The sequence below is a fragment of the Burkholderia sp. Ax-1724 genome (assembly GCF_011752995.1).
GTDB lineage: Bacteria > Pseudomonadota > Gammaproteobacteria > Burkholderiales > Burkholderiaceae > Paraburkholderia.
Genome location: NZ_VWWL01000015.1, coordinates 174,404 through 196,424 on the forward strand (window position 1 = coordinate 174,404; position 22,021 = coordinate 196,424).

At 62.8% G+C, this 22,021-nt stretch carries 22 protein-coding genes; 4 read left to right on the forward strand and 18 right to left on the reverse strand.

The window, feature by feature from the left end; translation table 11 throughout:
- Positions 1-31: 31 nt before the first annotated feature.
- Genes F3J19_RS19215 through F3J19_RS19235 form a run of 5 tightly spaced genes read right to left on the reverse strand, consistent with a single transcriptional unit; the run spans position 32 to position 4,661 of the window.
- The gene (locus tag F3J19_RS19215) at positions 32-742 is read right to left on the reverse strand and encodes an ABC transporter ATP-binding protein (RefSeq protein WP_167044407.1); all 711 of its coding nucleotides are present in this window, start codon (positions 740-742) and stop codon (positions 32-34) included.
- Complete coding sequence (locus F3J19_RS19220) at positions 739-1,512, reverse strand: ABC transporter ATP-binding protein (protein WP_167044409.1); 774 nt, start codon at positions 1,510-1,512, stop codon at positions 739-741. Before F3J19_RS19220 ends, F3J19_RS19215 begins: the two co-directional genes overlap by 4 nt.
- Complete coding sequence (locus F3J19_RS19225; protein WP_345889859.1) at positions 1,505-2,491, reverse strand: branched-chain amino acid ABC transporter permease; 987 nt, start codon at positions 2,489-2,491, stop codon at positions 1,505-1,507. The genes F3J19_RS19220 and F3J19_RS19225 overlap by 8 nt, the downstream gene beginning before the upstream one ends.
- 49 nt (positions 2,492-2,540) lie before the next feature.
- Entirely contained in the window at positions 2,541-3,425 is an 885-nt protein-coding gene (locus F3J19_RS19230; protein ID WP_167044414.1) for a branched-chain amino acid ABC transporter permease, read from the reverse strand.
- 24 nt (positions 3,426-3,449) lie between these two features.
- Positions 3,450-4,661, reverse strand: a complete 1,212-nt coding sequence (locus F3J19_RS19235) for an ABC transporter substrate-binding protein (RefSeq protein WP_167044417.1) — start codon at positions 4,659-4,661, stop codon at positions 3,450-3,452.
- 171 nt (positions 4,662-4,832) lie between these two features.
- Here F3J19_RS19235 and F3J19_RS19240 point away from each other — a divergent pair, with 171 nt between their 5' ends.
- Both F3J19_RS19240 and F3J19_RS19245 read left to right on the forward strand, forming a co-directional pair.
- Complete coding sequence (locus F3J19_RS19240; protein ID WP_167044419.1) at positions 4,833-6,062, forward strand: FAD-dependent oxidoreductase; 1,230 nt, start codon at positions 4,833-4,835, stop codon at positions 6,060-6,062.
- A gap of 321 nt (positions 6,063-6,383) precedes the next feature.
- Positions 6,384-6,995, forward strand: a complete 612-nt coding sequence (locus F3J19_RS19245; RefSeq protein WP_167044423.1) for a DUF4286 family protein — start codon at positions 6,384-6,386, stop codon at positions 6,993-6,995.
- A gap of 62 nt (positions 6,996-7,057) precedes the next feature.
- Here F3J19_RS19245 and F3J19_RS19250 read toward each other — a convergent pair whose 3' ends face one another.
- Positions 7,058-7,837 (reverse strand): SDR family NAD(P)-dependent oxidoreductase, encoded by a 780-nt coding sequence (locus F3J19_RS19250; RefSeq protein ID WP_167044426.1) that lies wholly within the window; start codon positions 7,835-7,837, stop codon positions 7,058-7,060.
- A 318-nt stretch (positions 7,838-8,155) separates the two neighbouring features.
- A complete protein-coding gene (locus tag F3J19_RS19255; RefSeq protein ID WP_167044429.1) occupies positions 8,156-9,262 on the reverse strand; it encodes a LacI family DNA-binding transcriptional regulator in 1,107 nt (368 codons plus the stop codon).
- 228 nt (positions 9,263-9,490) lie between these two features.
- Here F3J19_RS19255 and F3J19_RS19260 point away from each other — a divergent pair, with 228 nt between their 5' ends.
- The gene (locus F3J19_RS19260; protein ID WP_167044432.1) at positions 9,491-10,291 is read left to right on the forward strand and encodes an N-acyl homoserine lactonase family protein; all 801 of its coding nucleotides are present in this window, start codon (positions 9,491-9,493) and stop codon (positions 10,289-10,291) included.
- 22 nt (positions 10,292-10,313) lie between these two features.
- Entirely contained in the window at positions 10,314-11,300 is a 987-nt protein-coding gene (locus F3J19_RS19265) for an Ldh family oxidoreductase (RefSeq protein WP_167044435.1), read from the forward strand.
- A 137-nt stretch (positions 11,301-11,437) separates the two neighbouring features.
- Here the strand turns inward: F3J19_RS19265 and F3J19_RS19270 are convergent, their stop codons facing one another.
- The 11 genes from F3J19_RS19270 to F3J19_RS19320 all read right to left on the reverse strand — a co-directional run.
- Complete coding sequence (locus tag F3J19_RS19270; RefSeq protein ID WP_167044438.1) at positions 11,438-12,655, reverse strand: MFS transporter; 1,218 nt, start codon at positions 12,653-12,655, stop codon at positions 11,438-11,440.
- 55 nt (positions 12,656-12,710) lie between these two features.
- A complete protein-coding gene (locus tag F3J19_RS19275) occupies positions 12,711-14,255 on the reverse strand; it encodes a tripartite tricarboxylate transporter permease (protein WP_167044441.1) in 1,545 nt (514 codons plus the stop codon).
- Between the two features lie 4 nt (positions 14,256-14,259).
- Positions 14,260-14,775: a tripartite tricarboxylate transporter TctB family protein gene (locus F3J19_RS19280; RefSeq protein ID WP_205193018.1), complete on the reverse strand. Its 516-nt coding sequence runs from the start codon at positions 14,773-14,775 to the stop codon at positions 14,260-14,262.
- A gap of 82 nt (positions 14,776-14,857) precedes the next feature.
- Entirely contained in the window at positions 14,858-15,784 is a 927-nt protein-coding gene (locus F3J19_RS19285; protein WP_167044444.1) for an FAD-binding protein, read from the reverse strand.
- Between the two features lies 1 nt (position 15,785).
- Entirely contained in the window at positions 15,786-16,535 is a 750-nt protein-coding gene (locus tag F3J19_RS19290; protein WP_167044447.1) for an electron transfer flavoprotein subunit beta/FixA family protein, read from the reverse strand.
- Positions 16,536-16,559: 24 nt separating this feature from the next.
- A complete protein-coding gene (locus F3J19_RS19295) occupies positions 16,560-17,498 on the reverse strand; it encodes a tripartite tricarboxylate transporter substrate binding protein (RefSeq protein WP_167044450.1) in 939 nt (312 codons plus the stop codon).
- 112 nt (positions 17,499-17,610) lie between these two features.
- Positions 17,611-18,126 (reverse strand): 3-isopropylmalate dehydratase small subunit, encoded by a 516-nt coding sequence (locus F3J19_RS19300; protein ID WP_167044453.1) that lies wholly within the window; start codon positions 18,124-18,126, stop codon positions 17,611-17,613.
- The gene (locus tag F3J19_RS19305) at positions 18,116-19,396 is read right to left on the reverse strand and encodes an aconitase/3-isopropylmalate dehydratase large subunit family protein (protein ID WP_167044456.1); all 1,281 of its coding nucleotides are present in this window, start codon (positions 19,394-19,396) and stop codon (positions 18,116-18,118) included. The genes F3J19_RS19300 and F3J19_RS19305 overlap by 11 nt, the downstream gene beginning before the upstream one ends.
- 16 nt (positions 19,397-19,412) lie before the next feature.
- Positions 19,413-20,129: a GntR family transcriptional regulator gene (locus tag F3J19_RS19310; RefSeq protein ID WP_167044459.1), complete on the reverse strand. Its 717-nt coding sequence runs from the start codon at positions 20,127-20,129 to the stop codon at positions 19,413-19,415.
- Between the two features lie 96 nt (positions 20,130-20,225).
- Positions 20,226-21,734: an FAD-dependent tricarballylate dehydrogenase TcuA gene (gene tcuA / locus F3J19_RS19315; protein ID WP_167044462.1), complete on the reverse strand. Its 1,509-nt coding sequence runs from the start codon at positions 21,732-21,734 to the stop codon at positions 20,226-20,228.
- A 120-nt stretch (positions 21,735-21,854) separates the two neighbouring features.
- Positions 21,855-22,021: 4Fe-4S dicluster domain-containing protein (locus F3J19_RS19320; protein WP_167044465.1), on the reverse strand; the 167-nt coding region annotated here is incomplete at its 5' end.

A 22,021-nucleotide genomic window follows, 5' to 3' on the forward strand; every position in this document is an offset into this window, starting at 1 on the left:
CGACTGCGCGCCGTGCCCGTGCGCCCATGCGCTAGACGCCGAGCAACGCGCCAAGGCGCGCCATCTTCGACGGCAGCTCGGGCGCCGCGAAATATTCGGCGACCTCGCCGTGCTCCATCACATAGAAACGGTCCGCGAGCGGCGCGGCGAAGCGGAAATTCTGCTCGACCATCAGGATCGTGTAGCCGCGCTCCTTGAGCATGCGGATCATCCGGCCGAGCGCCTGCACGATCACCGGCGCGAGCCCCTCCGAAATCTCGTCGAGCAACAGAATCCGCGCACCGGCTCTCAGGATGCGCGCGAGCGCGAGCATTTGCTGCTCACCGCCCGACAGCCGCGTACCCTGGCTCGTGCGGCGCTCGTGCAGATTCGGAAACACCTCGTAGATCTCCTGCATCGACATCCCTTCGCCATGCTTCGACAACGCGGGCGGCAACAGCAGGTTTTCCTCAACGTTCAGCGACGCGAAAATGCCACGCTCTTCCGGGCAATACCCGACGCCCATATGCGCGATACGATGCGTGGGCCGGCCGATCGCCTCGACCCCGCCGATCCGGATCGACCCCTTACGGGCACCTGTCAGGCCGAACACCGCGCGCAGCAGCGTCGTACGGCCGGAACCATTGCGACCGAGCAAGCTGACCACTTCGCCGTGTCCGACCGTCAGGTCGACGCCATGCAGCACGTGCGACTCCCCATACCAGGCATGCAGGTTGCTGACTTGCAATGCGGCCTCGCTCATGCAACCTCCCTGCGCTGCGGTTCCTGCGGCGCGCCGATATACGCTTCGACAACCAGTGGATCGGTCGACACGGTCTGGTAATCGCCCTCGGCGAGAATCGCGCCGCGCTGCAGCACCGTAATGCGGTCGCTGATACCCGCGACCATTGCCATGTTGTGTTCGACCATCAACACCGTGCGTCCCGCCGACACTTTCCTGATCAGTTCGGTCACGCGTTCGACGTCTTCGTGTCCCATGCCGGAGGTCGGCTCGTCGAGCAGCATCAGTTCCGGGTCCATCGCAAGCGTGGTCGCGATTTCGAGTGCGCGTTTGCGGCCGTACGGCAGATCCGTGACGACGCGATCCGCGAAGCTGCTGAGATCGACTTCCTCCAGCAACTGCATGGCGCGCTCATTAAGCACGTTCAGCGCCCGTTCGCTACGCCAGAACTGGTACGACGTGCCCGTCGCGCGCTGCAAGCCGACACGCACGTTCTGCAACACCGTCATATGCGGAAACACCGCCGAAATCTGGAACGAACGCACAATGCCGCGTCGCGCGACCTGCGACGGCCGTTGCGAGGTAATGTCGATTCCGTTGAACAGGATGCGGCCGGAAGTGGGCGCCAGCGTCTTCGTCAGCAGGTTGAAGCAGGTCGTCTTGCCCGCGCCGTTCGGCCCGAGCAGCGCATGGATATGCCCGCGCCGCACTTTCAGGTTCACGCGATTGACCGCGGTGAAGCCCTTGAAGTCCTTGCTCAGATCGCGCGTTTCGAGAATCAGGTCATCCATGTTGACGCGCTCCCTGCCCACCCGCCTTGCGCGACAACGCCAGCATCGAACCGACGATGCCACGCCTGAACGTCAGCACGCACACCACGAAGATCAGCCCCGTCACCATCGTCACCGAGACGCCGATCTGCCTGAACCAGTCGACATGCGTGGTCTCCGCGAGCAGATTGCCGAAGTCGCCGAGCTTGCTCTCGAGTGCGACGATGACCAACGCGCCGATCACCGGACCGAAATAGGTGCCCATACCGCCGATCAGCACCATCAGGATGACGAGGCCGGACATCGCCCAGTGCGCATCGGTGAGCGTCTGCGTGCCGACCGAGACTGCCTTCGTCGCTCCCGCGAGCCCGGCGAGCGAGGTCGACAGCACGAACGCAAGCAGCTTGTGACGCGTAACGTCATACCCGAGCGACACGGCCCTCGCTTCGTTTTCGCGGATCGCGAGCAGTACCTGGCCGAACGGTGAATGCACGACCCGCAGCATGAGCACGTAGCCGAGGGAGGTGATTGCAAGCACGACGTAATAGAACGTCATATCGTCGGTCAGATCGAGACCCGCGAGCGTGCCGCGCGGAATCCCCTGCAAGCCGTCCTCGCCGCCGGTAAACGGTGCCTGCAGGAATACGAAGTAAATCATCTGCGCGAGCGCGAGAGTAATCATCGAGAAATAGATACCGTTGCGACGTGCGGCCAGCAGGCCGAAGCCCAGCCCCATCAATGCGCCCGTCACGATGCCGGCGACGATGCCGAGCGCAAACGGCCAGTGCAGCGTCGCGAGCACATAGCCGGCGATATAACCCGCGCCACCGAAGAACGCGGCATGCCCGAACGACACCAGCCCGGCGAAGCCGATCAGAAGATTGAACGAACACGCGAACAGTGCGAAGCACAGCACGTTCATCAGAAACAGCGGATAAACGAAATGCGGAGCCAGCAGGAATACGACGACTGCGAAGCCATAAGCGACTTTTCTGTCGATCATCGCGCGAATCTCCCGTGAAGCACATAACGGTCGGATGCATGCATGTTCAACGCTCCTTGCCGAACAGGCCCGCTGGGCGCAGCACCAGTACGATCGCCATAATGACGAATACGACCGTAGCCGACGCCTGCGGATAGAACAGGCTGACCAGCGCTTCCGCCACCCCGAGCACGAGCCCCGTGACGATCGCGCCGACGATCGAACTCAACCCGCCGATCACCACCACCGCGAACACCACGACGATCAGGTTCGAACCCATCTGTGGCGACACCTGCACCGTGGGTGCGGCCAGCACGCCGGCCAGTCCGGCGAGGCCCACGCCGAAAGCGTAGGTCAGCGTGATCAGGCGCGGCACGTTGATGCCGAAAGCCTCGACGAGGCGCGGGTTCTCGGTGCCCGCCCGTAGATACGAGCCCAGACGTGTGCGCTCGATCGCATACCAGGTCGCGAAACATACGACGAGGCTTACCGCGACGACCCACGCCTGATACACCGGCAGCACCATGAAGCCGAGATCGGCGGCACCGTTCAGCGCGTCGGGCGCCGAATACGACACGCCCGAGGCGCCATAGAACGACTGCAGCAGGCCTTCGAGAAAGCTCGCGAGGCCGATCATCAGCAGCAGCCCGTACAGGTGATCCAGCTTGTAGAGCCAGCGCAGCATCGTCTTCTCGATCACGACGCCGATCAACCCGACGATCAGCGGTGCAAGAATCAGCATTGCCCAGTAGCTGAGGCCGAGATAGTCGAGCCCCATCCACGTCGCGAACGCGCCGAGCATGTACAGCGCGCCGTGCGACAGGTTGATTACATTGAGCAAACCGAAAATGATCGCGAGACCGAGCGACAACATCGCGTAAAACGAGCCGTTGACGAGACCGATCACCAGTTGGGACAGGACAGCCTGTACCGGATAGCCGAAAATTTCCATATCTGATTCCGCAAGCCCGCCGCGTCACTTCCACAACTTGCATTGCGATTCGGCTTTCGTGTTGAATGCCTGATCGCCTGGAATCGTGCGAATCGTCTTGTAGTAATCCCACGGATATTTCGACTCGGCCGGCGTCTTCACCTGGCGTAGATACATGTCGTGCACCATGCGTCCGTCGGGACGGATCGTGCCATGCTTCGTGAACAGGTCGTCGATCGGATGCGTCTTCATGTAGGCCATCACCTTGTCGCCGTCATCGCTATTGAGCGCCTTGACCGCTTTCAGATAAGTGAGTGTGGCCGAGTAGTCGGCCGCCTGCATCGCGGTCGGCATGCGATGCACGATCGCGAAGAAGCGTTTGGACCACGCACGCGATTCGTCATCCTGATCCCAGTACCAGCTGTCCGTGAGATACATGCCCTGGGTCAGATTGAGGCCGAGAGAATTTATCTCGGTGATGTGCGTAAGAATCGCGGCGAGGTGCATCGTCTTGTTGACGCCGAACTGGTTCGCCGTTTTCACCGCATTGATCAGATCGCCGCCGCTGGTGGCCAAGCCGAGAATCTGCGCTTTCGACGCCTGTGCCTGCAACACCAGCGAGGAGAAGTTAGGCGACGCACCCACCGGGTGCCTGACCGAACCCAATACCTTGCCGCCCTTCGCCTGCACGACCTTCGCCGTTTCGTCCTGCAGCGATGTACCGAACGCGTAGTCCGCGGTGATGAAGAACCAGGTCTTGCCGCCCTGATCGACGATCGCGCCCCCCGTGCCGCGCGACACCGAGATCGTGTCGTATGCGTAGGCAACCGTGTACGGCGTGCAGTCTTCGTTGGTGAGCCGCGCGGTTGCCGCGGTGACCGCCATGAACGGCTTTTTCTTCTCGGCCGACAGTTTCGCCAGCGCGAGGCCGACACTCGAGTTAGCGCCGCCGATCATCATGTCGAGGCCGTCCTGATCGAACCACTCGTGCGCCTTGTTGTTCGCGACGTCCACCTTGTTCAGATGATCCGCATACAGCAGCTCGATCTTCTTGCCGTTGACCGTGCCGCCGAAATCGGCGACTGCCATCCTGATCGCCTCCACGCCGCCCTGCCCGTCGTTGTCGGCGTAGGTTCCCGAAATATCGGTGAGAAAGCCTATTTTCACGGCGTCGCCTGAAATCTGCGCCGATGCCTGGATTGACCAGCCGGCGGAAAGTACCGTGATGGCCGCACAGCAGAATGCCCCGAATCTCATGCGTCGTGTCTCCCTGGTATTGGACCCTTTCGACTTCACCGTATCGATTTCGCGTGGCGCTATGATAGCGCTAACCTAAATGCATGGAATGAGTAGATACCCGACATTCGCGAAAACGGATTGCATGCAATCCTTGCGCTCCTGTCCCGTCCTTTTCATTTGCGTGAATCCATGAACCAACAGTTCGACATTCTGATAATCGGTGGCGGTCAGGCAGGACGATGCGCCGCGCAAGCCGCACGCGCGGTACGGCCGGACGCGCGCATCGCGATTCTCGGCGATGAGATGCATTTGCCCTACGATCGCCCGCCGCTCTCGAAAGACGTCTTGCATGATCTGGCCAATAGCGCCGCGTGCGAAAAGCTCAGCGCCGCACAGTTCGCCGACGAACGTATCGAGGTGCGACCAGGCGAGCGCGCGACAGCGGTCGACAAAACGGCCCGCGTGGTCGATACCGCCGCGGGTCATCGCTATCGCTACGGGCAACTGATTCTCGCCACCGGCTCGCGCGTGCGACGTCTGCCGCTGCCGCGCGAACTGGACGACGATGTTTTCTATCTGCGCACGCGCGACGACGCGCATCGTTTGCAGCCGCGCCTGCGGGCCGGCGCGAATGTGGCCGTGATCGGCGGCGGCTTCATCGGCCTCGAGGTGGCCGCGGCAGCGCGGCACCACGGCTGCACCGTCACCGTGATCGATCTGGCTGACCGGCTACTCGCACGTGTGTTTCCCGACGCCGCGAGCCGTCGCGTACTGGCCATGCATCGAGCGGCGGGCGTCGATGTGCGGCTCGGTGCACGGATCGCACGTATCGAACAGGGACCGCAAGGCGGCGTGCGCATCGCGCTGCAAGACGCCGCGCATCCGGTTCATGCGGACCTGATCGTGATCGGCATCGGCGTCATACCGAACACCGAGCTGGCGCAGCAGGCGGGCCTCGCTGTCGACGACGGCATTCTCGTCGACGCATACGGACGTACCGACGACCCGTACATCTTCGCGGCGGGAGAGGTAACGCGCCATCCGGTCGAGGGCCGCAGCGGCCTGCACCGCATCGAGTCGTGGCAAGTCGCCGAACTGCAGGCGCGGGCGGCCGGCGCAACGGCGGCGGGTGAGCCGCGACGCTACGACGACGTACCGTGGTTCTGGTCCGATCAACTGGGCGTGAACATCCAGATGCTCGGCCACATTCCGGATGCGCCGGTGTGGGTCATGCGCGGTACGGCGGACGGTGCGCACAGCCTGTTCGCCTTCGATGCGGACGGCCGCGTAACGGGCGCCATCGCCTTCGATGCCGGCCGCGATATTTCCGCATTGCGCCGCGTGCTGGCGAAAAACGGACGACTCGACCCGATAGCGCTCGCCGACCCCAAAGTTAGCTGGCGCGAACTGATGGGCTGAAGCCGGCTTTCCGGGCAGGAGACGGACCCGGCATTCGCCGCGGAATGTCTGCCGCCATGACTTCGGTGCCACGTCGTACGAAACGCGAAACCACTTCGCGGCTCAATGCCGTGCCGCTGCCCGTCACGACCTCGCGCGGGCCGATAAAGTCAGGATAGTTCATATCATCCGAGGTTATCGGTCATACCGCCTCACTGCTTGCCGCCTCGAATGGATAGCGCTACCATCGTAAGTCCTGGCAGCGCGGCCGGCCGTGCAATCGGTGTGCCGCGATCCCTTCAACCACGAGGAGACGTCACGATGGCCGTTGCCGGCAAGGCAGTGCTCGCGATCTGGAATACGATCGCGCCCGAACTTCACGAAAGTGAATACGACGCGTGGATCACGCGCGAACACTTGCGCGAGCGAGTCGATATTCCCGGCTTCGTGCGGGCACGGCGCTATACGTCGTTAGATACCGGGCACCCGGCCTATTTCGCCTGCTATGAGCTGGCCAATGACCAGGTGCTGACCGAAGCCCCCTATCAGGCGCGCGTCGCGTCACCAACGCCATGGACGCAGCAAATGAAGCCGCATCTGCGCACCTCGGCGCGCGGCACTTTCGGCGTGCTGGCTACGACGGGAGACGGCATCGGCGGCGCACTGGCAACACTGCGTCTGCGCATACCGAGGGAAATTGATGCGCGACAGGGCGTGTCGCTATGCGACACAATCATGCGCGAACCGCGCATGATGGGTGTGCATTGCGCGGTCGAACGTCATGCGGAGCCGGATCACGACGATACCGTCGGACATCTGCTGATGCTCGAAAGCGCGCGAGCAACCACACTCGAAGCTTGTGTGGCGGCTGCGTGCCGCGCAATTGAAAGCGTGGCGAGCCGCGTGCGCGAACCACAGGTGGATCTGTTCGCGCTGAGTTGCGTGATCGGGTAGCGAAGCACGGCAAGCGCAGCATGCCCGAGCTTGCCATGACGGCCCGTTCGCAGCGCCACGGCTCAGATCGCGAGCCAGCCTCCCTCCACCGGTAGCATCGCGCCTGTCATCTGCGCCGCCGCATCGCCGCACAGGAACACGACGAGATCGGCGACATGCGCCGCTTCGACGAAGCGGCCGGTCGGCTGCTTGCCGGTCAGAAAACGCTCGACCGCCGTCTCGCGGTCGAGTCCCGTGTCTTCCATCAATGCCTGAATCCGGTTTTCGCTAGTCGGCGTATGCACCGCACCCGGGCAGATCGCGTTGCAGGTAATCCCCTGCCCCATCGTTTCGGCGGCGACCGCGCGCGTAAGGCCAAGCAGCGCGGACTTGGTCGTCACGTAATCGACGCGGTTGACCGTGCCGCGCATACCGTACACCGACGTCATATTAAAGATGCGGCCCCAGCCGCGTTCGCGCATCCCCGGCAAGGCGAGGCGAATCGAGTGAAAGGCCGCACTGAGGTTGACCGCCAGCGCCTGCTCCCACCTGTCGACCGGAAACGCATCGATCGGCGCGAAATGGCGTACTACCGCGTTATTGACCAGCACGTCGATCGAGCCGAGCCGCTCGATCACTTCGAACATCATCCGCTCGACGGCGCACGCATCGCCGAGATCCACCTGCAGGTAATCGGCGCGGCGGCCATGCTTTGCCTCGAAGGCCGCGCGTGCCTCCTCGACGTGCGCGGGCGGCTCGACGCCATGCAGCACGACCTGACAGCCGGCTGTCGCTAGTGCATCGGCCATCGCAAAGCCCAAACCATGAGACGATCCCGTTACGAGTGCAGTTTTCCCCTTCATTCTGCGATTTTCCTTGTCGACTGGCGCGCCCGTCGCCGGGCTTCGGCGAAGTATAGACTACCCGCCGCGTTAAATGGTAGCGCTAACTTATATGAAAAGACAAAGTGCTGCAACATAGGGAGTTGCCCGGAGCATTGCCAGGCAGCAGGCCGGAAAAAAACGCAAAATGGAATACGCGCGGCGCCACGCGAAACTCATGCGTGGAACGCCGTGGCTGGAACCATCGAAAAAGTAAGCGGCATATCGCACGCTGATGCTGACAAACCGGCGGCGGAACGGGGCCGCTTCGGACACATGACGGGCAGAGTGCCCGCCGGGTCAGGTGCTTTCGCGCTGAATGATCTCGAAGCCGAGATCGAGCCGCGTCGGCACGGCTGGCTCGTTGCTGCGCAAGCGTTGCAGCAACGCTTCGGCACTGCGGCGGCCGATTTCGAGCCGTGGCAGATTCAGGCAGGTGAGACGCGGCACCGTATGGCGCAGGATGTCGAGGTCGTCGAAGCCGGCAATCGCGATGCGCTCCGGCACTTTCCAGTTGCGCCGCTGCGCTTCGAATAGCGCACCGATAGCCAGCACATCGCCGGCAAAGAAGATCGCGTCGACGTCCTGCACGCGCTGCATCATGTCCACGAGCGCGTGCGCGCCCGAGGTCAGGCCGCCCTCCACTTCACGCACCAGCGCCGGATTGCGCTCACGGCCGAGCGCGGCGAGCGCCGCGTGATAGCCCTTCAGACGCTCGCGAGCGCGCATGTTGTTACGGGTAGTCAGGCAGACGAAACCGATCGACCGGTAGCCGCGGCCGGCCAGATACAGCGTCATCTCCCTGGCGGCGGCGTAGTTCGAGTAGCTGATCGCCATGTCGAGCGGCGTGCGCGCGAGGTCGCCCGTCTCGACGATCGGGATGCCGGCCGCGCGGATCACCTGCGCGGCGCGCGGCGTATGGACCGTATTGTGCAGTACCAGTCCGCACACGCGCTGTGCAATAAACGCATCGATCAGCGCCTCTTCCTCTTCGAGCGAATAGCCGCTGTCGGCCAACAGCAACTGCATGCCGGCGGCACGCAGTACGTCCGCGCAGCCCTTGATGCTGTGCGAATACAGCGAATTCTGAATACTCGGCACGATCTGGCCGACCACATTCGAGCGTGCCGACGCGAGATTCGATGCGATGTGATTCGGCACGTAGCCAATGCGGCGCACCGTATCGAGCACGAGCTTACGGGTTTCCTCGGAGAGCCGCTCGGGTTCGTTGAGCGCCCGCGATACAGTCATCAGTGACACGTTCGCCGCGTTCGCCACGTCGATCATGCGCACCGCCTGTCCGCCCGTGCGTGTCTTGCCCGTACCGACAGCTGGTTTCAGCGCGGCTTTCGTTCCGCTTTTCAACCCGGTCTTTCCGTCGTCGACGGCCGCCACACGCTTTTTCACTCGTCCATCCGACTCTTCAGTTCGATGATGGATTGTAGCGCATGCGGCACGGCGCTCCACGCCGCCTTGAACGCCCCCCGCCCTTGGGCCAGACGAGGCTCGCCCATGACAACGGACAACAGCGGCACGCCATTCGCGCCTGCAGCAACCCGCGCGACGACTCAACACAACGAGCCGCGAGAGAGTTATGATAGCGCTCTCATACATTGAGGATAGGAGACACTCGTCATGACAACCGCACTCGAAAATTACAAGATTTACGCGATCAAGTACGCGCATCACGACCGCCCCGCGCGAGACAACTTTCTCGGCGGCGATCCGCATGACGTGAACATGCCGCTCGACTATTTCGTGTGGGCCGTCGTCGGCGAGAGTCGCAGCTTTCTGGTCGATACGGGCTTCGATGCCGAAGTGGGCGCGAAGCGCCGCCGTATCATCACGCGTCCGGTCGAAGAGGGCCTCGCCGCGATCGGCATTCACTCCAGCGCGGTGGAGGACGTGATCGTCACGCACATGCACTACGACCACGCCGGCAACCGCTCGCTGTTTCCGAAAGCGCGCTATCACGTGCAGGATCGCGAGATGGCTTATTGCACCGGCCGCTGCATGTGCCATGGCGCGCTGAATCATCCGTTCGATCCCGAAGACGTGAAGTCGATGGTGGGCCGCATTTTCGACGGTCGCGTGGTGTTTCATGACGGGACGTCGCACATTACGCCGGGACTCAGCGTACATCGTGTCGGCGGCCATACGGACGGCCTGCAGGTCGTACGGGTGCATACCGAGCGCGGCTGGGTCGTGCTCGCGTCGGATGCGTCGCACCTGTACGCGAACATGGAGCAGAACCGTCCGTTTCCGGCCGTCTACAACGTCGGCGACATGATCGAAGGCTACCGCCTCGTGCATGAACTGGCCGGCTCCGCACAACATGTGATACCCGGCCACGATCCCGCCGTGCTGACGCGCTATCCGGCGCACAGCAAGGAAACCGAGGACTGGATCGTGCGGCTCGACGCTGCGCCGCGCTAATGGATTGCATGGGGGATCGTAGATGAATCTGACCGTTACAGCAGCGCGCGAACTCGCACATGCATCGCTGATGCAACTCGGCTATAGCGACGCCGAAACGCGGATCATCGTGGCGCACCTGATGGATTGCGAATTGCGCGGACTCGGCTTCAGTGGACTCGCGCGTATTCTGAGCATTGCGGAACGTCTCGCGGACACGCCACGTCCGACGCACCCGATTGCCGTCGTCAAGGAGTCCGCGGTATCGGCGCGGCTCGACGGCGGCGATCAGCTCGGCTATCTGGTCGCAGAACGCGCCACGCGGCTGGCGATCGACAAAGCGTCGAGCGCAGGCATCGCGATCGTCGGCGCGAGCAACACCTGGTACACGGGCATGCTGTCCTACTACGCGGAAATGGCCGTTGCGCAGGATCTCATCGTCATGCTCGCGTCGAACGCCTCACCGTGGGTTGCCCCGCATGGCGGTACCGAGGGCCGCTTCGGCACCAATCCGATCTGCTTCGGCTTTCCGTCGAACCGCCAGCCGGTGATCTGGGATATCGGCACCTCATCGATCATCCATGCACAGGTGAAACTCGCGCAACGCATTGGTGAAGCATTGCCGGCCGGTGTCGCATTCGATGCGGCCGGCCGCGAAACGCGCGATCCTACCGCCGCGCTCGGCGGCGCGCTGGCGCCATGGGGCGGCCACAAAGGCAGCGGCCTCGCGATCATCGTGCATCTGCTCGGCATGCTGGCCGGCTCGCCCATCATGCCGGGCGAGTTGCGCGACTTCGGCTTTCTGGCGATCGCCGTGCGGCCCGATCTGCTCACCTCGCTCGATGACTACAAGGCCGCCGTCGACGGCTATACGGATGCAATCCACTCCACCCGCCCGGTCGAAAACGGTGCGCCCGTACGTATGCCGTTCGAGCGATCGATGGCAGAGCGTGCGGCGCGCGTCGAGACCGACCGGCTCGAAATCCCCGATGAAGTGGTGCAGGCACTTCGCGCGATGTGTGGGCAGTAGATTTGCCGCCGGGTGAAATCGCCCGGCAATACAGGCTTCGCCCTACGGTCGAAGACTCATGAAAAACCGGACACCACAGCTCCAACGTGCCCGGGAAACTCAAGTGTTGCACGACGGCCCCACGACTACGGCTTCTCCTAAACCTCACCTCGCACCCACGCAGACGATTTCGCCCTGGCCACATAGGGATACAGCGCAAGAAAGCTCAAAGCGGAGCAAACCAGCGCGAACACCATGAACGCGAAGCCGCCCGCGAACGAATGCGTAATGCGCACGACAAAACCGACCATCAGCGGCGCGACGAAACCGCCCGCCTGACCGAAGGTATTCGCGATACCAACGAACGTGCCGCGGCCTTTCTGCGGACCGACATCGAGCAGCACGGCCGCCGTGGGCGGAAAATTGCCGTAGATGAAGAACGCCGCGACGCATAGATACGCAAGGCAGCCCGACAGGCTTTGCGCGTTGAACGTCATATACAGCGCGACGGCTGCCGCGAGATAGCCCGCCGCAATCAGTTGCGGACGATAGCGATGCAGCACCGTGCTGCTCAGCCACGCAGACAGGATCAGCCCGACGAGCCCCGCGAGATACGGAATCGACGCGCCGTAGCCGAGCGCGTGCAGATCCAGATGACGCTCGAGCGCCAGATAGCCGGGCATCCAGCCGAGAAACCCCCAATAGCCCATGTTGAACGTCATGTAGCCGAGCATCACGAGCCACGTGCCCGGACGGCGGAACAGCCCGGACCAGCCGGATGACAGGTCTTTAGCGATAGGTTCGGCATCGCGCACGATCTCGCCACGCGACGGTACACCGAAATACAGCACCACCGAGATCAGCAAACCTGGAATCGTGAACCAGAAGAACATCTGCCGCCATCCCGCTTCGAGCAGCAGCCATGCGGAAAGCGGCGCGACCGCCGCCGGTCCGATCGCGAGCGCGCTTTGCCACACGCCGTTGCCCGCGGCGCGTTCGCGCGATGCAAAGTTGTCGCCGACCAGCTTGTACAGCGACGCGTTCGCCGAACCTTCCGCGAGACCGAAACACAGCCGTACCGCGATCAGCGCGGTCAGCGTCTGCACGAACCCGGTGAGCCCTGTAAACAGCGACCATGCGATCGGCGCACACACCAGCAATCTTTTCGCGCCATAGCGGTCCGCCAGCATGCCGCCGGGAATCTGCATCAGCGCGTAACCGAGCGTGAACGCGGCGAGCACCATGCCGAACGCGCCCGCATCGATCGATAGCGACCGCATCATCGTCGGCGCAGCGACCGAGATATTGATGCGATCGAGGTAGTTGACGAACTGCATAGCCCACAACAGCAAGACCAGCCGGTATCGGGATGCCATCGCTACTCTCCGGTCGCGCCCGGCCGCGCGCAGATCGGTGCGCCGGGCCACGACGTTACTTGCCTTCGAATGCCCGCCGCTCCATGCCGACATCGCGGCTGCGCCGTCGGCCAATCAGCCGGCGCAGCCAGAAGCCCAACTGCACGACGATCAGTAACGCGCACAACGATACGAACGCGCAGCTGATCGGCCGCTCGACGAAGATCGCCGGATCGCCTTGCGACAGCACCATCGCGCGACGGAAATTCTCTTCGACCATCGGACCGAGCACGTAACCGAGCAGGATCGGCGCGACCGGAAACTCAAGCAGCACGAACACCGCGCCCACCAGTCCGAAGACCAGCACTTCGAGCACTTCGAACAGGCTGTTGTTGGTCGAGTACACACCAACCGCGATGAAGAACAGCGCCGCAGGAAACAGCAGCCGGTACGGCACGCGCAGCATGCGTACCCACAGGCCGATCAGCGGCACGTTCAGCACGATCAGCAGGACGTTGCCGATCCAGAAACTCGCGATCAAGCCCCAGAACAGATCGGCATGCTGCACGATCAGTTGCGGGCCGGGCTGGATGCCCTGGATCAGCAGCGCGCCGAGGATGAGCGCCATCACCGCATCGCCGGGAATGCCGAGCGACATCGTCGGAATGAAGTCGACCTGGGTCTTCGAATGCGACGCCGCCTCGGGACTCGCAACGCCTTCGATCGCCCCCTGCCCGAAGCGTCCTGGCTGACGCGCGATACGCTTTTCAAGCGCGTACGCGATGAACGTCGTGATCGTCGGCCCCGTACCGGGCATCGCGCCAAACAGCGTACCGATCAGCGTACCGCGCGCGATAGGCCCCGCCGCCTGCCTCAACTCCGCACCGCTCGGTCGCATGTCGCGCAGGCTCACCTTCGTGCCGCTGCCGACCGCGTCCATGCAGTTGACGTTGCGCAGAAATTCGGTAACGCCGAACAGGCCCAGCGCGAGCGCGACCAGTTGCACGCCGTCGGCCAGATCGATGAAACCAAACGTGAAGCGCATCGTGCCGGTATTGACGTCGGTACCGACCATGCCGACGAGCAGGCCGACCAGCACCATCGCGATGCCCTTGAGCGGCGCACCGCGCGACATCGTGCCGCCGACGATCAGCCCGAGCAGCATGATCGAAAACAGTTCCGCAGGACCGAACTTGAAGGCGATACGCACCAGCGCCGGCGAAGCAAATACCATCACGACGATACCGAACGACGCCGCGACAAACGACGCGATCATCGTGATGCCGAGCGCCGCGCCACCGCGCCCTTGCCGCGTCATCGGATAGCCGTCCAGACAGGTGACCGCGTGCGGCGGATGACACGGCAGATTAAGCAGGATCGCGCCGATCGCGCCGCCGTACTGCGAGCCGTAGAAAATGCCCGCGAGCATCAGCACGGCCGGCACCGCGTGCATTGCATACGTCAGCGGCAACAGGATCGACATCGCCGAGAGCGCTCCCATGCCGGGCAGTACGCCGATCAGATTGCCTACCAGTACGCCGAAAAACACCCACATCAGGTTGTGCGGTTCGAGCGCGATGGCGAAGCCGTGCCACAGATCGAAGAGGGATTGAGCGAGCATCGGCTTAACCCCAGGTAAACAGCGGGAACTGCATGCGCAATGCCCACCAGAACACGACCGTCGCGACGACGCACAGCGCGAGCGCGAGCAGCAACGCATCGCGCAGGCGGTTGTCGGGGTCTCCCAGCGCCGCGATCAGACCGACGGCGAACGACGCCAGCAGCAGGCCGCCGTATCTGCCGAGCACGACGAACGCGATGATGCTCGCGATGATGCAAAGCCAGCCGCGCATGCGCAGACCCAGCGATACGTCGGATTTGCGCGGCATCTCGGTCGAGACCTGACTTTCGACGGCGGTATCGGTGTGCTTGCGGCTCATCGCGATACCGATACCCACCAGCACGAGCAGTCCGCCGAGGGCGACCGGAAAGAAGCCGGCGCCCATCCGCGAGAACGAACCGACGCCGTAGCTTCTGCCCGTATAGGCCGCCGACAACCCGATGATCATCATCAGCGTGCCGGCGTAGTAATCCTGATTGCGACGGTTAAAGAGCCGCCCAATCCGGCTAGTACTTTGCATCTTATGTCTCCTACGTCTTTCGACTTCGCGTGGACTCTGCGGTCCATCACGTCATAGCGCGATTCATGCATCGCACGCGTGACTACAGCGCATCGACCAGTGCGGGTACGGCTTCGAACAGATCCTCGTTGAGCCAATAATCGGCAACCGCGCAGATCGGCGCTTCGGGATCGCGGTTGATCGCGAAGATGTATTTGCTGTCGCGCATGCCCGCGAGGTGCTGGATCGCGCCGGAAATGCCGACCGCAACGTAGACCTCCGGCGCGACGACTTTACCCGTTTGCCCGACCTGATAGTCGTTCGGCACAAAACCGAGATCGACCGCCGCGCGCGACGCGCCGATCGCCGCACCGAGCTTGTCGGCGAGCGGCGTGAGCACCTCGAAGTTCTTCGCGCTGCCCATCCCGCGCCCACCCGACACGACCACGCGCGCACTCGACAGATCGGGACGATCCGAGTGCGCGATGTCGATCGACACCACGCGCGACAGTTGCAGATCCGCGGTGGCGCCGCACGCTTCGACGGGTGCGTCACCATCCAGCGGTGCGGCCGCGAACGCGGTGACGCGCACCGTCATCAGCTTGATGCGGTCGCTCGAGCGAACCGTCGCGATCACGTTGCCGGCGTACGTCGGCCGCTTGAACGTGTCGGCGGAAAGTACCTGCATCACATCGGAAACTGGCTGTACGTCGGCGAGCGCGGCGAGGCGCGGCACCAGATTCTTTCCATAGCCGCTCGCGGCGGCCAGCACGTGCGTATAGCCGTCGATCATCGCGGCGAGCGCATGCCCGACGTTCTCCGCCGCGCTGCCGCGATAGCAGGTCGCCTCGAGTGTCTTCACAACGCGCACGCCCGCGATACGCCGCGCGCTTTCGGCCAGCGCACCGACCGTCTCGCCCGCGACGATGACGTCGACCTCATTGCTCAGTTCGCGCGCGCAGGTCACCACGTTGCGTACGCTCTCGCTCATTTTTTCGCCGTCGTGATCGGCGATCACCAGTACTGCCATGTCAATCGGCTCCCAGAACGGAGTGGAGTTTGCTAGCCATCTCGGCTGCGCTGGCGACACGCACGCCCGGCGCGCGCATCGCGGGTTCCTCGACGCCAAGCTGCGTCAGGCGCGGCGTAAGATCGATGCCGAGCTCATCGGCTTTCTTCACCGCGAGCGGCAGGCGCTTGGCTTTCATCACGCTGGGCAAGGTCGCATAGCGCGGCTCGTTCAGCCGCAGATCGGTAGTCACGACGGCAGGCAGTGGCAATTCGAGCGTCTCGCTGCCGCTGTCGATCTCGCGCGTCAGCAGGAGATGCCCGTCGCGCAATTCCAGCTTCGAAATGAACGTCGCCTGCGGCCAGCCAAGCAACGCGGCAAGCATCTGGCCAGTCTGATTGCAATCGTCGTCGATCGCCTGTTTGCCTACGATAACCAGATCGGCCGCTTCAGCCTTGACGACTTCGCGCACCAGCTTGGCGACAGCGAGCGGCTCCAGCCCTGCCGCACTCTCGACAAGAATGCCTCGATCCGCGCCCATTGCCATCGCGGTGCGCAGTGTCTCCTGACACTGCGACGGCCCGACCGACACCGCCACGACCTCGCTCGCGACGCCCTGCTCCTTCAGTCGCACCGCCTCCTCGACGGCGATTTCGTCGAACGGATTCATCGTCATCTTCAGGTTGGCCAGATCGACCCCCGAACCGTCGCCGCGGATACGCACCTTGACGTTCGGATCGACGACGCGCTTCACGGTTACCAGAACCTTCATGCGTTATACCCTCTTGCGATTACATTACTTGACCGACGCACGCGCCATCTCCACGAGCTTTTTGAACTTGTCCATCTCGCCGGCGAGAAAGCTCTGGAATTCCTGCCGCGTGCTGCCGACCGGCTCGGCACCGTCCAGGCTCAACGTGTCACGCACGACCTTCGCATGCACGGCTTTAGCGGCCGCGTCCTGCAGCTTGTCGAGCACGGCAGGCGGCGCATTCTTCGGCGCGAGCAGTGCGTACCAGCTACCTGAGCGATATCCGGGCACGCCGGATTCAGCGACCGTCGGCAGTTGCGGATTCGACGCCGAACGCTTGTCGCTCGACACGGCGATCGCGCGCAACTGGCCTTGCTTGACGAGCGGCGTCGCCGACAACACGCTCGCAAACATGAAGTCGACCTGCCCGGCAATCACGTCGACGAGAGCCGGCCCCGCGCCGCGATACGGAACGTGGGTCATCGGGATCTTCGACAGGTTCATGAGCTGCACGCCCGCGAGATGCCCCGAGCTGTCCGGGCCGCCCGACGCGAACGTGAGGCTGCCCTGCTTTTGCTTCGCGAGCGCCAGCAGATCGCCGACGTTCTTCACCGGCAGTTTCGGATTCACGACGAGCAGGAACGGCACCTGTGCAAGCAGACTCACCGGCACGAGATCCTTCATCGGATCGAACGGCAGTTTCATCAGGTTCGGATCGATCGCGTAGCTGCTCGATACCAGCAACACGGTGTAGCCGTCCGGCGCGCTGTTCGACACCACGCTCGCGGCGATCGAGCCCGCGGCGCCGGTACGGTTTTCGACCACGACCGACTGACCGAGCGTTTGCGTCATTTCTTTCGCCACCAGACGCGCGACCACGTCAGTGCCGCCGCCCGGCGCCTGACCGACAAGCATGCGGATGGGCTTGTCGGGATACGCGTCGGCGGCATGTGCCGTCGATATCGCGCCAAGCAGCGCCAGCAAAGACAATCCTGCTCTCACGCAGTGATTGAACCGGTTACGCACCTCGCCTCCTTTTACTTAGTCAACCAAAATAATTTGAGAACATCGCGGCGCAGTGACACGCCTCGCCGCGTCAAACGATCTGCTGCTCGCGCATGTAGCGCTCGTATGCGTATTCGGGCAAACCGCCTGCGCCGAAAATCGCTTCGATCAGTGGCGGGAAGCGGCGCATCGCAATCTCGTTGCCGTTGTCGACGTTAATCACCTTACCGCCTGGATAATCGATGCGCAGTGTCTGACCGTCGTCGACCAGACTCGTGATACCGGGCGCGAGAAAGATCGGAATCGCGCGCGCGATGCTGTTGCGCAGAAAGAGCCGCGACACCGATTCGACGACGATCGCCGCGATGCCGACTTCGCGCAGCACGAGGCCCGGCCGGCTCGAACCGCAACCGAAGTTGTGCCCCGCGACCAGAATGTCGCCGGGCTTGACCTCTTTCGCGAACTCCGGACGATACGCTTCCATCGTGTGAAGCTTCATCTCGTCCATCGTCGGATAGTGGTAGTACGGATTGATAGCGTCCGTTTCAATCGAATCGCCGAATTTCCATACGCGGCCCTGGATCGGGCGGTTCATATCAAAGCGCATTGACGAGCTCCTTCGGATTGACGATTTCGCCAGCCAGCGCCGCCGCCGCGACGGAAAGCGGACCCGCCAGATAAATCTCGGCGTCGAGGCTGCCCTTGCGTCCCTTGAAGTTGCGCGTCGTCGACGTGATGCACACTTCCTTGTTCGACAGAAAACCCACTTTCGGCTGGCAAATGCCGCAGCCAGGCGTGATGACCTGCGCGCCCGCTTCCAGCAGCGTTTCGATCAGGCCTGCCTTCATGCACTCGAGATAAACTTTCTGCGACGCTGGCGAAATCAGGAAGCGCACGCCTTTTGCGACCTTACGGCCCTTTAGCACGCGCGCGGCGATCTCGATGTCCTCGAACCGGCCATTCGCGCACGAACCGATCTGCGCCTGATGGATGCGCTGGCCGCGCACCTCGTCGATCGGACTGACATTGCCGAACTGATGCGGCTTCGCGACCACGAACGGCATCGAATCGACATCGACGGTGATCTCGCGCACATACTTCGCGTCAGCGTCCGCAACGATCGGCTCGTATCCGCGATCGGTGCGCTTCTGTACATAGTCGCGCGTACGCTCGTCGTAGGGAAACATTGCAAGCTTCGCGCCCACTTCGACGCCATGTGCCGACAGGCACATGCGGCTGTCGATCGACATCTGCGGCACCAGCGAACCGGTGTATTCGATCGACTTGCCGCTTGCGAAATCGTCACCGTACTGGCCGGCGAGATACAGGATGATATCTTTCGCGATCGGATAGTTCGGCTGCGTGCCGTTCAGCGTGATGCGGATCGACTCCGGCACCTGGAACCACAATTCGCCAAACAACAGCACGTAGAACATGTCGGCACGCGTGATGCCCGTGCCGCCGACGTTGAGCGCGCCGTACGAGATCGTGTGCGAATCGTTGCCGACGACGAGTTCGCCCGGACGCATCAGGCCGTAGTCGGCCATCATCTGATGCGCGATACCGGGCTCGGAATCGTGAAAGCAGCGAATGCCGAGACGCTCGACTTCGCTGCGCACCAGCGCGTTCTCGTCGGCCTGCTTCTGGGAGAGAGTCGGCTGATGATGATCGAGCAGCACGAAGATGCGCTCCGGATCCCACACACGCGGCAAGCCATTCTTGAAGCCGGCTTGCTGCGCCATGTCATGCATCGGCTCGGACGCGTGATAGTGCATCATCGCGCCATCGATGCGCGCTTCGATCACGTCGCCCGCATAGGCGGGCTGTCCGTGAATATTGTTCTTGCTGAAAAGCTTCTCAGCGATCGTCTGACCCATCTGGGCCTCCTTGTCCCTATTCCTGGCTATCGAAAAGAGCGCGCAATCTGACCTTCTTCGCGGCTGCGATATGTTCGCGCGCAAGCTTTTCGGCCGTCACGCTGTCACGCGCGAGAATCGTTTCGAGCAGTTCGCGATGCTGCAGGTACGCGGTTTCCGCACGCTCGGGCTTATACATCAGGCTGCGGCCAAGCAGCCACATCGAATCGTTCACCGCGTTCAGGCTCTTCTCGAGATAGCGGTTGTGCGCACCGTGATAGATCGCTTCGTGGAAGCGCCGGTTGTGGCGCGCCAGCGCTTCGTAGTCGCCTTGCAACGACTTCTCCTTGCGCACCAGCTCTTCGAGCTCCATCAGCTCGAGTTCCGTCGCATGCGTCGCGCACAGTCCCGCCGCGGTGCCTTCGAGCAGTTCGCGCATCAAATACAACTCGAGAATCGAGCCGCGGCTAAGCGATGCGATCCGCAAGCCGACGCGCGGCTCGATGACCACCATGCCGTCGCTTTCGAGCCGCCGCAACGCATCCCGCACCGGCGTGCGGCTGACCTCGAGCTGCTCCGCGATCTCGACTTCCATGACGCGGTCGCCCGGCTTCAGTTCACCGCTTTCAATGTGCTTGCGCAGCATCTGGTACACGTAGTCGCTACGCGAGCCGTGCTGTTTTTCGTCCCGTACTTCCAGCTCGGCGGCCTCGACGGTTGCCTTCTTGCGTGAGCGCGTGGATGTGGTTGCCATGTCAGCGTATTTCCTTAAATGACGTTTCGATCAGTGTATGCAGCGGCGTTGTTCGTCGACGCAGCGCGAACCGGACCGTATCCGTCGATAGCGCTGCTACGCAGTGGCGGCTGCCTGCACGCTAGCCGCATGCGTGGCGGCTTCGCGGCCCGCGATGCGTCCGAACACCGAACCGGCCATCAGACCGGTGCTGCCCGGATAGTTGAAATAGTACAGGCCGCCGACCAGTTCGCCTGCCGCGTAGAGACCCGCGATCGGCTGGTCTTCGATGTCCTGCACGTTTGCCGACGTGTCGATCTTCAGGCCGCCAAACGTGAACGTAATGCCGCAGCCCACCGAATACGCTTCAAACGGACCGTCTTCGATCGTGTTGGCCCAGTTGGTCTTGTTGACGTCGAGCCCTTCGGTGCAGCGTCCGTCGCGCACGTTCGGATCGAACGGCACGTCCTTGCGGATCGACGCGTTGTACTGCTGGATCGTTTCGAGCAGTTGGCGGCCGTTGACGTCCTGCAGACGATCGGCGAGTTCTTCGAGCGTGTTGGCAAGCACCTTGGTCGCGCCGCGCAGCTTGTATTCGTCGCGCAGCAGCGGCTTCACTTTCTGGTCGAAGATCTGCCATGCGAAACTGCCCGGCTGCTGCAGCACAACGCGACCGTATTTTGCGTACGTGTAGTTGCGGAAATCGGCGCCTTCGTCGACGAAACGCTTGCCGTCGGCATTGACCATGATACCCATCGGATAGCTGTGCCGATAACCCGCATGCGGATGATCGACATCGCCGAAGTCCGTCGCATAGCGCTCCCACGCGACCGAGTGACAACCGGACCACTGCCCGTACGATTGGGCACCGATGTCGAGCGCCATCTGGATGCCGTCTCCGGTGTTGTAGCGGGTGCCGCGCACTTTCGCCATATCCCAGCCGGGGCCGAGATAGCGTGTGCGCATCTCCCGATTCGCCTCGAAGCCGCCGCACGCGAGCACCACCGCTTTCGCGTCGATGACGCTCTCGCGGCCATTCGCCACGACGCGCACACCGCACACACCGCGCTCGTCGACGACGAGTCCCTTGGCCTGCACGCCGTAACGCACATCGATGCCCTGCGCTTCGGCCGCCTTGTACAGCTGATCGACGAGGCCGCGTCCGCCGCCGTTCGCGTAGATCACCACGCCGCCAAAGAACTTGAATCGACCGTTGACGTTGTACGCCTGGCGGCCATAGTTCGGGACGAACTTGACGCCGCGCCCGCGCATCCAGTGAACCGTGTCGGTGCTGCTGTCGACGATGACTTCGGCGAGATCAGGATCGATGTAGTACTGCGTGATGCGGCCGAGATCGTCGAGGTAATCCTCGCGCGTGTACTGGCCGAAATCCGTGCGGCCGATCTCATCTTCCGTCAGGTCAGGGACAATCGCCTTGATGTCGTCGGCGCCGTGATGAACCATGCGGAAGCCACCCCCGGTGTACGCACTGTTGCCGCCCCGCTTATCCTCGGGTGCGCGTTCCAGCACGAGCACGCTTGCGCCCTTCTCACGCGCCGATAGCGCCGCGCACAGCGCTGCATTGCCGCCCCCCACCACCACGACGTCGTACTTGGCCTGCGTCATCAAACTTCTCCTGTCCTGGTTAGCGTGCTTCGAAAAACACGCGTATACATGAAAATACTAAAAAATTCATGAAGCGTCAACGATGTTCGAGTCATGCTCGAAGTCGCTTTCGCCGCTTGGTTACATATTCGGGTAGTTCGGCCCGCCACCACCTTCCGGTGTGACCCACACGATGTTTTGCGTCGGGTCCTTGATGTCGCAGGTCTTGCAGTGCACGCAGTTCTGCGCATTGATCACAAGCCGCTCGTTGCCTTCATCGTTCTTGACGAATTCATACACGCCAGCGG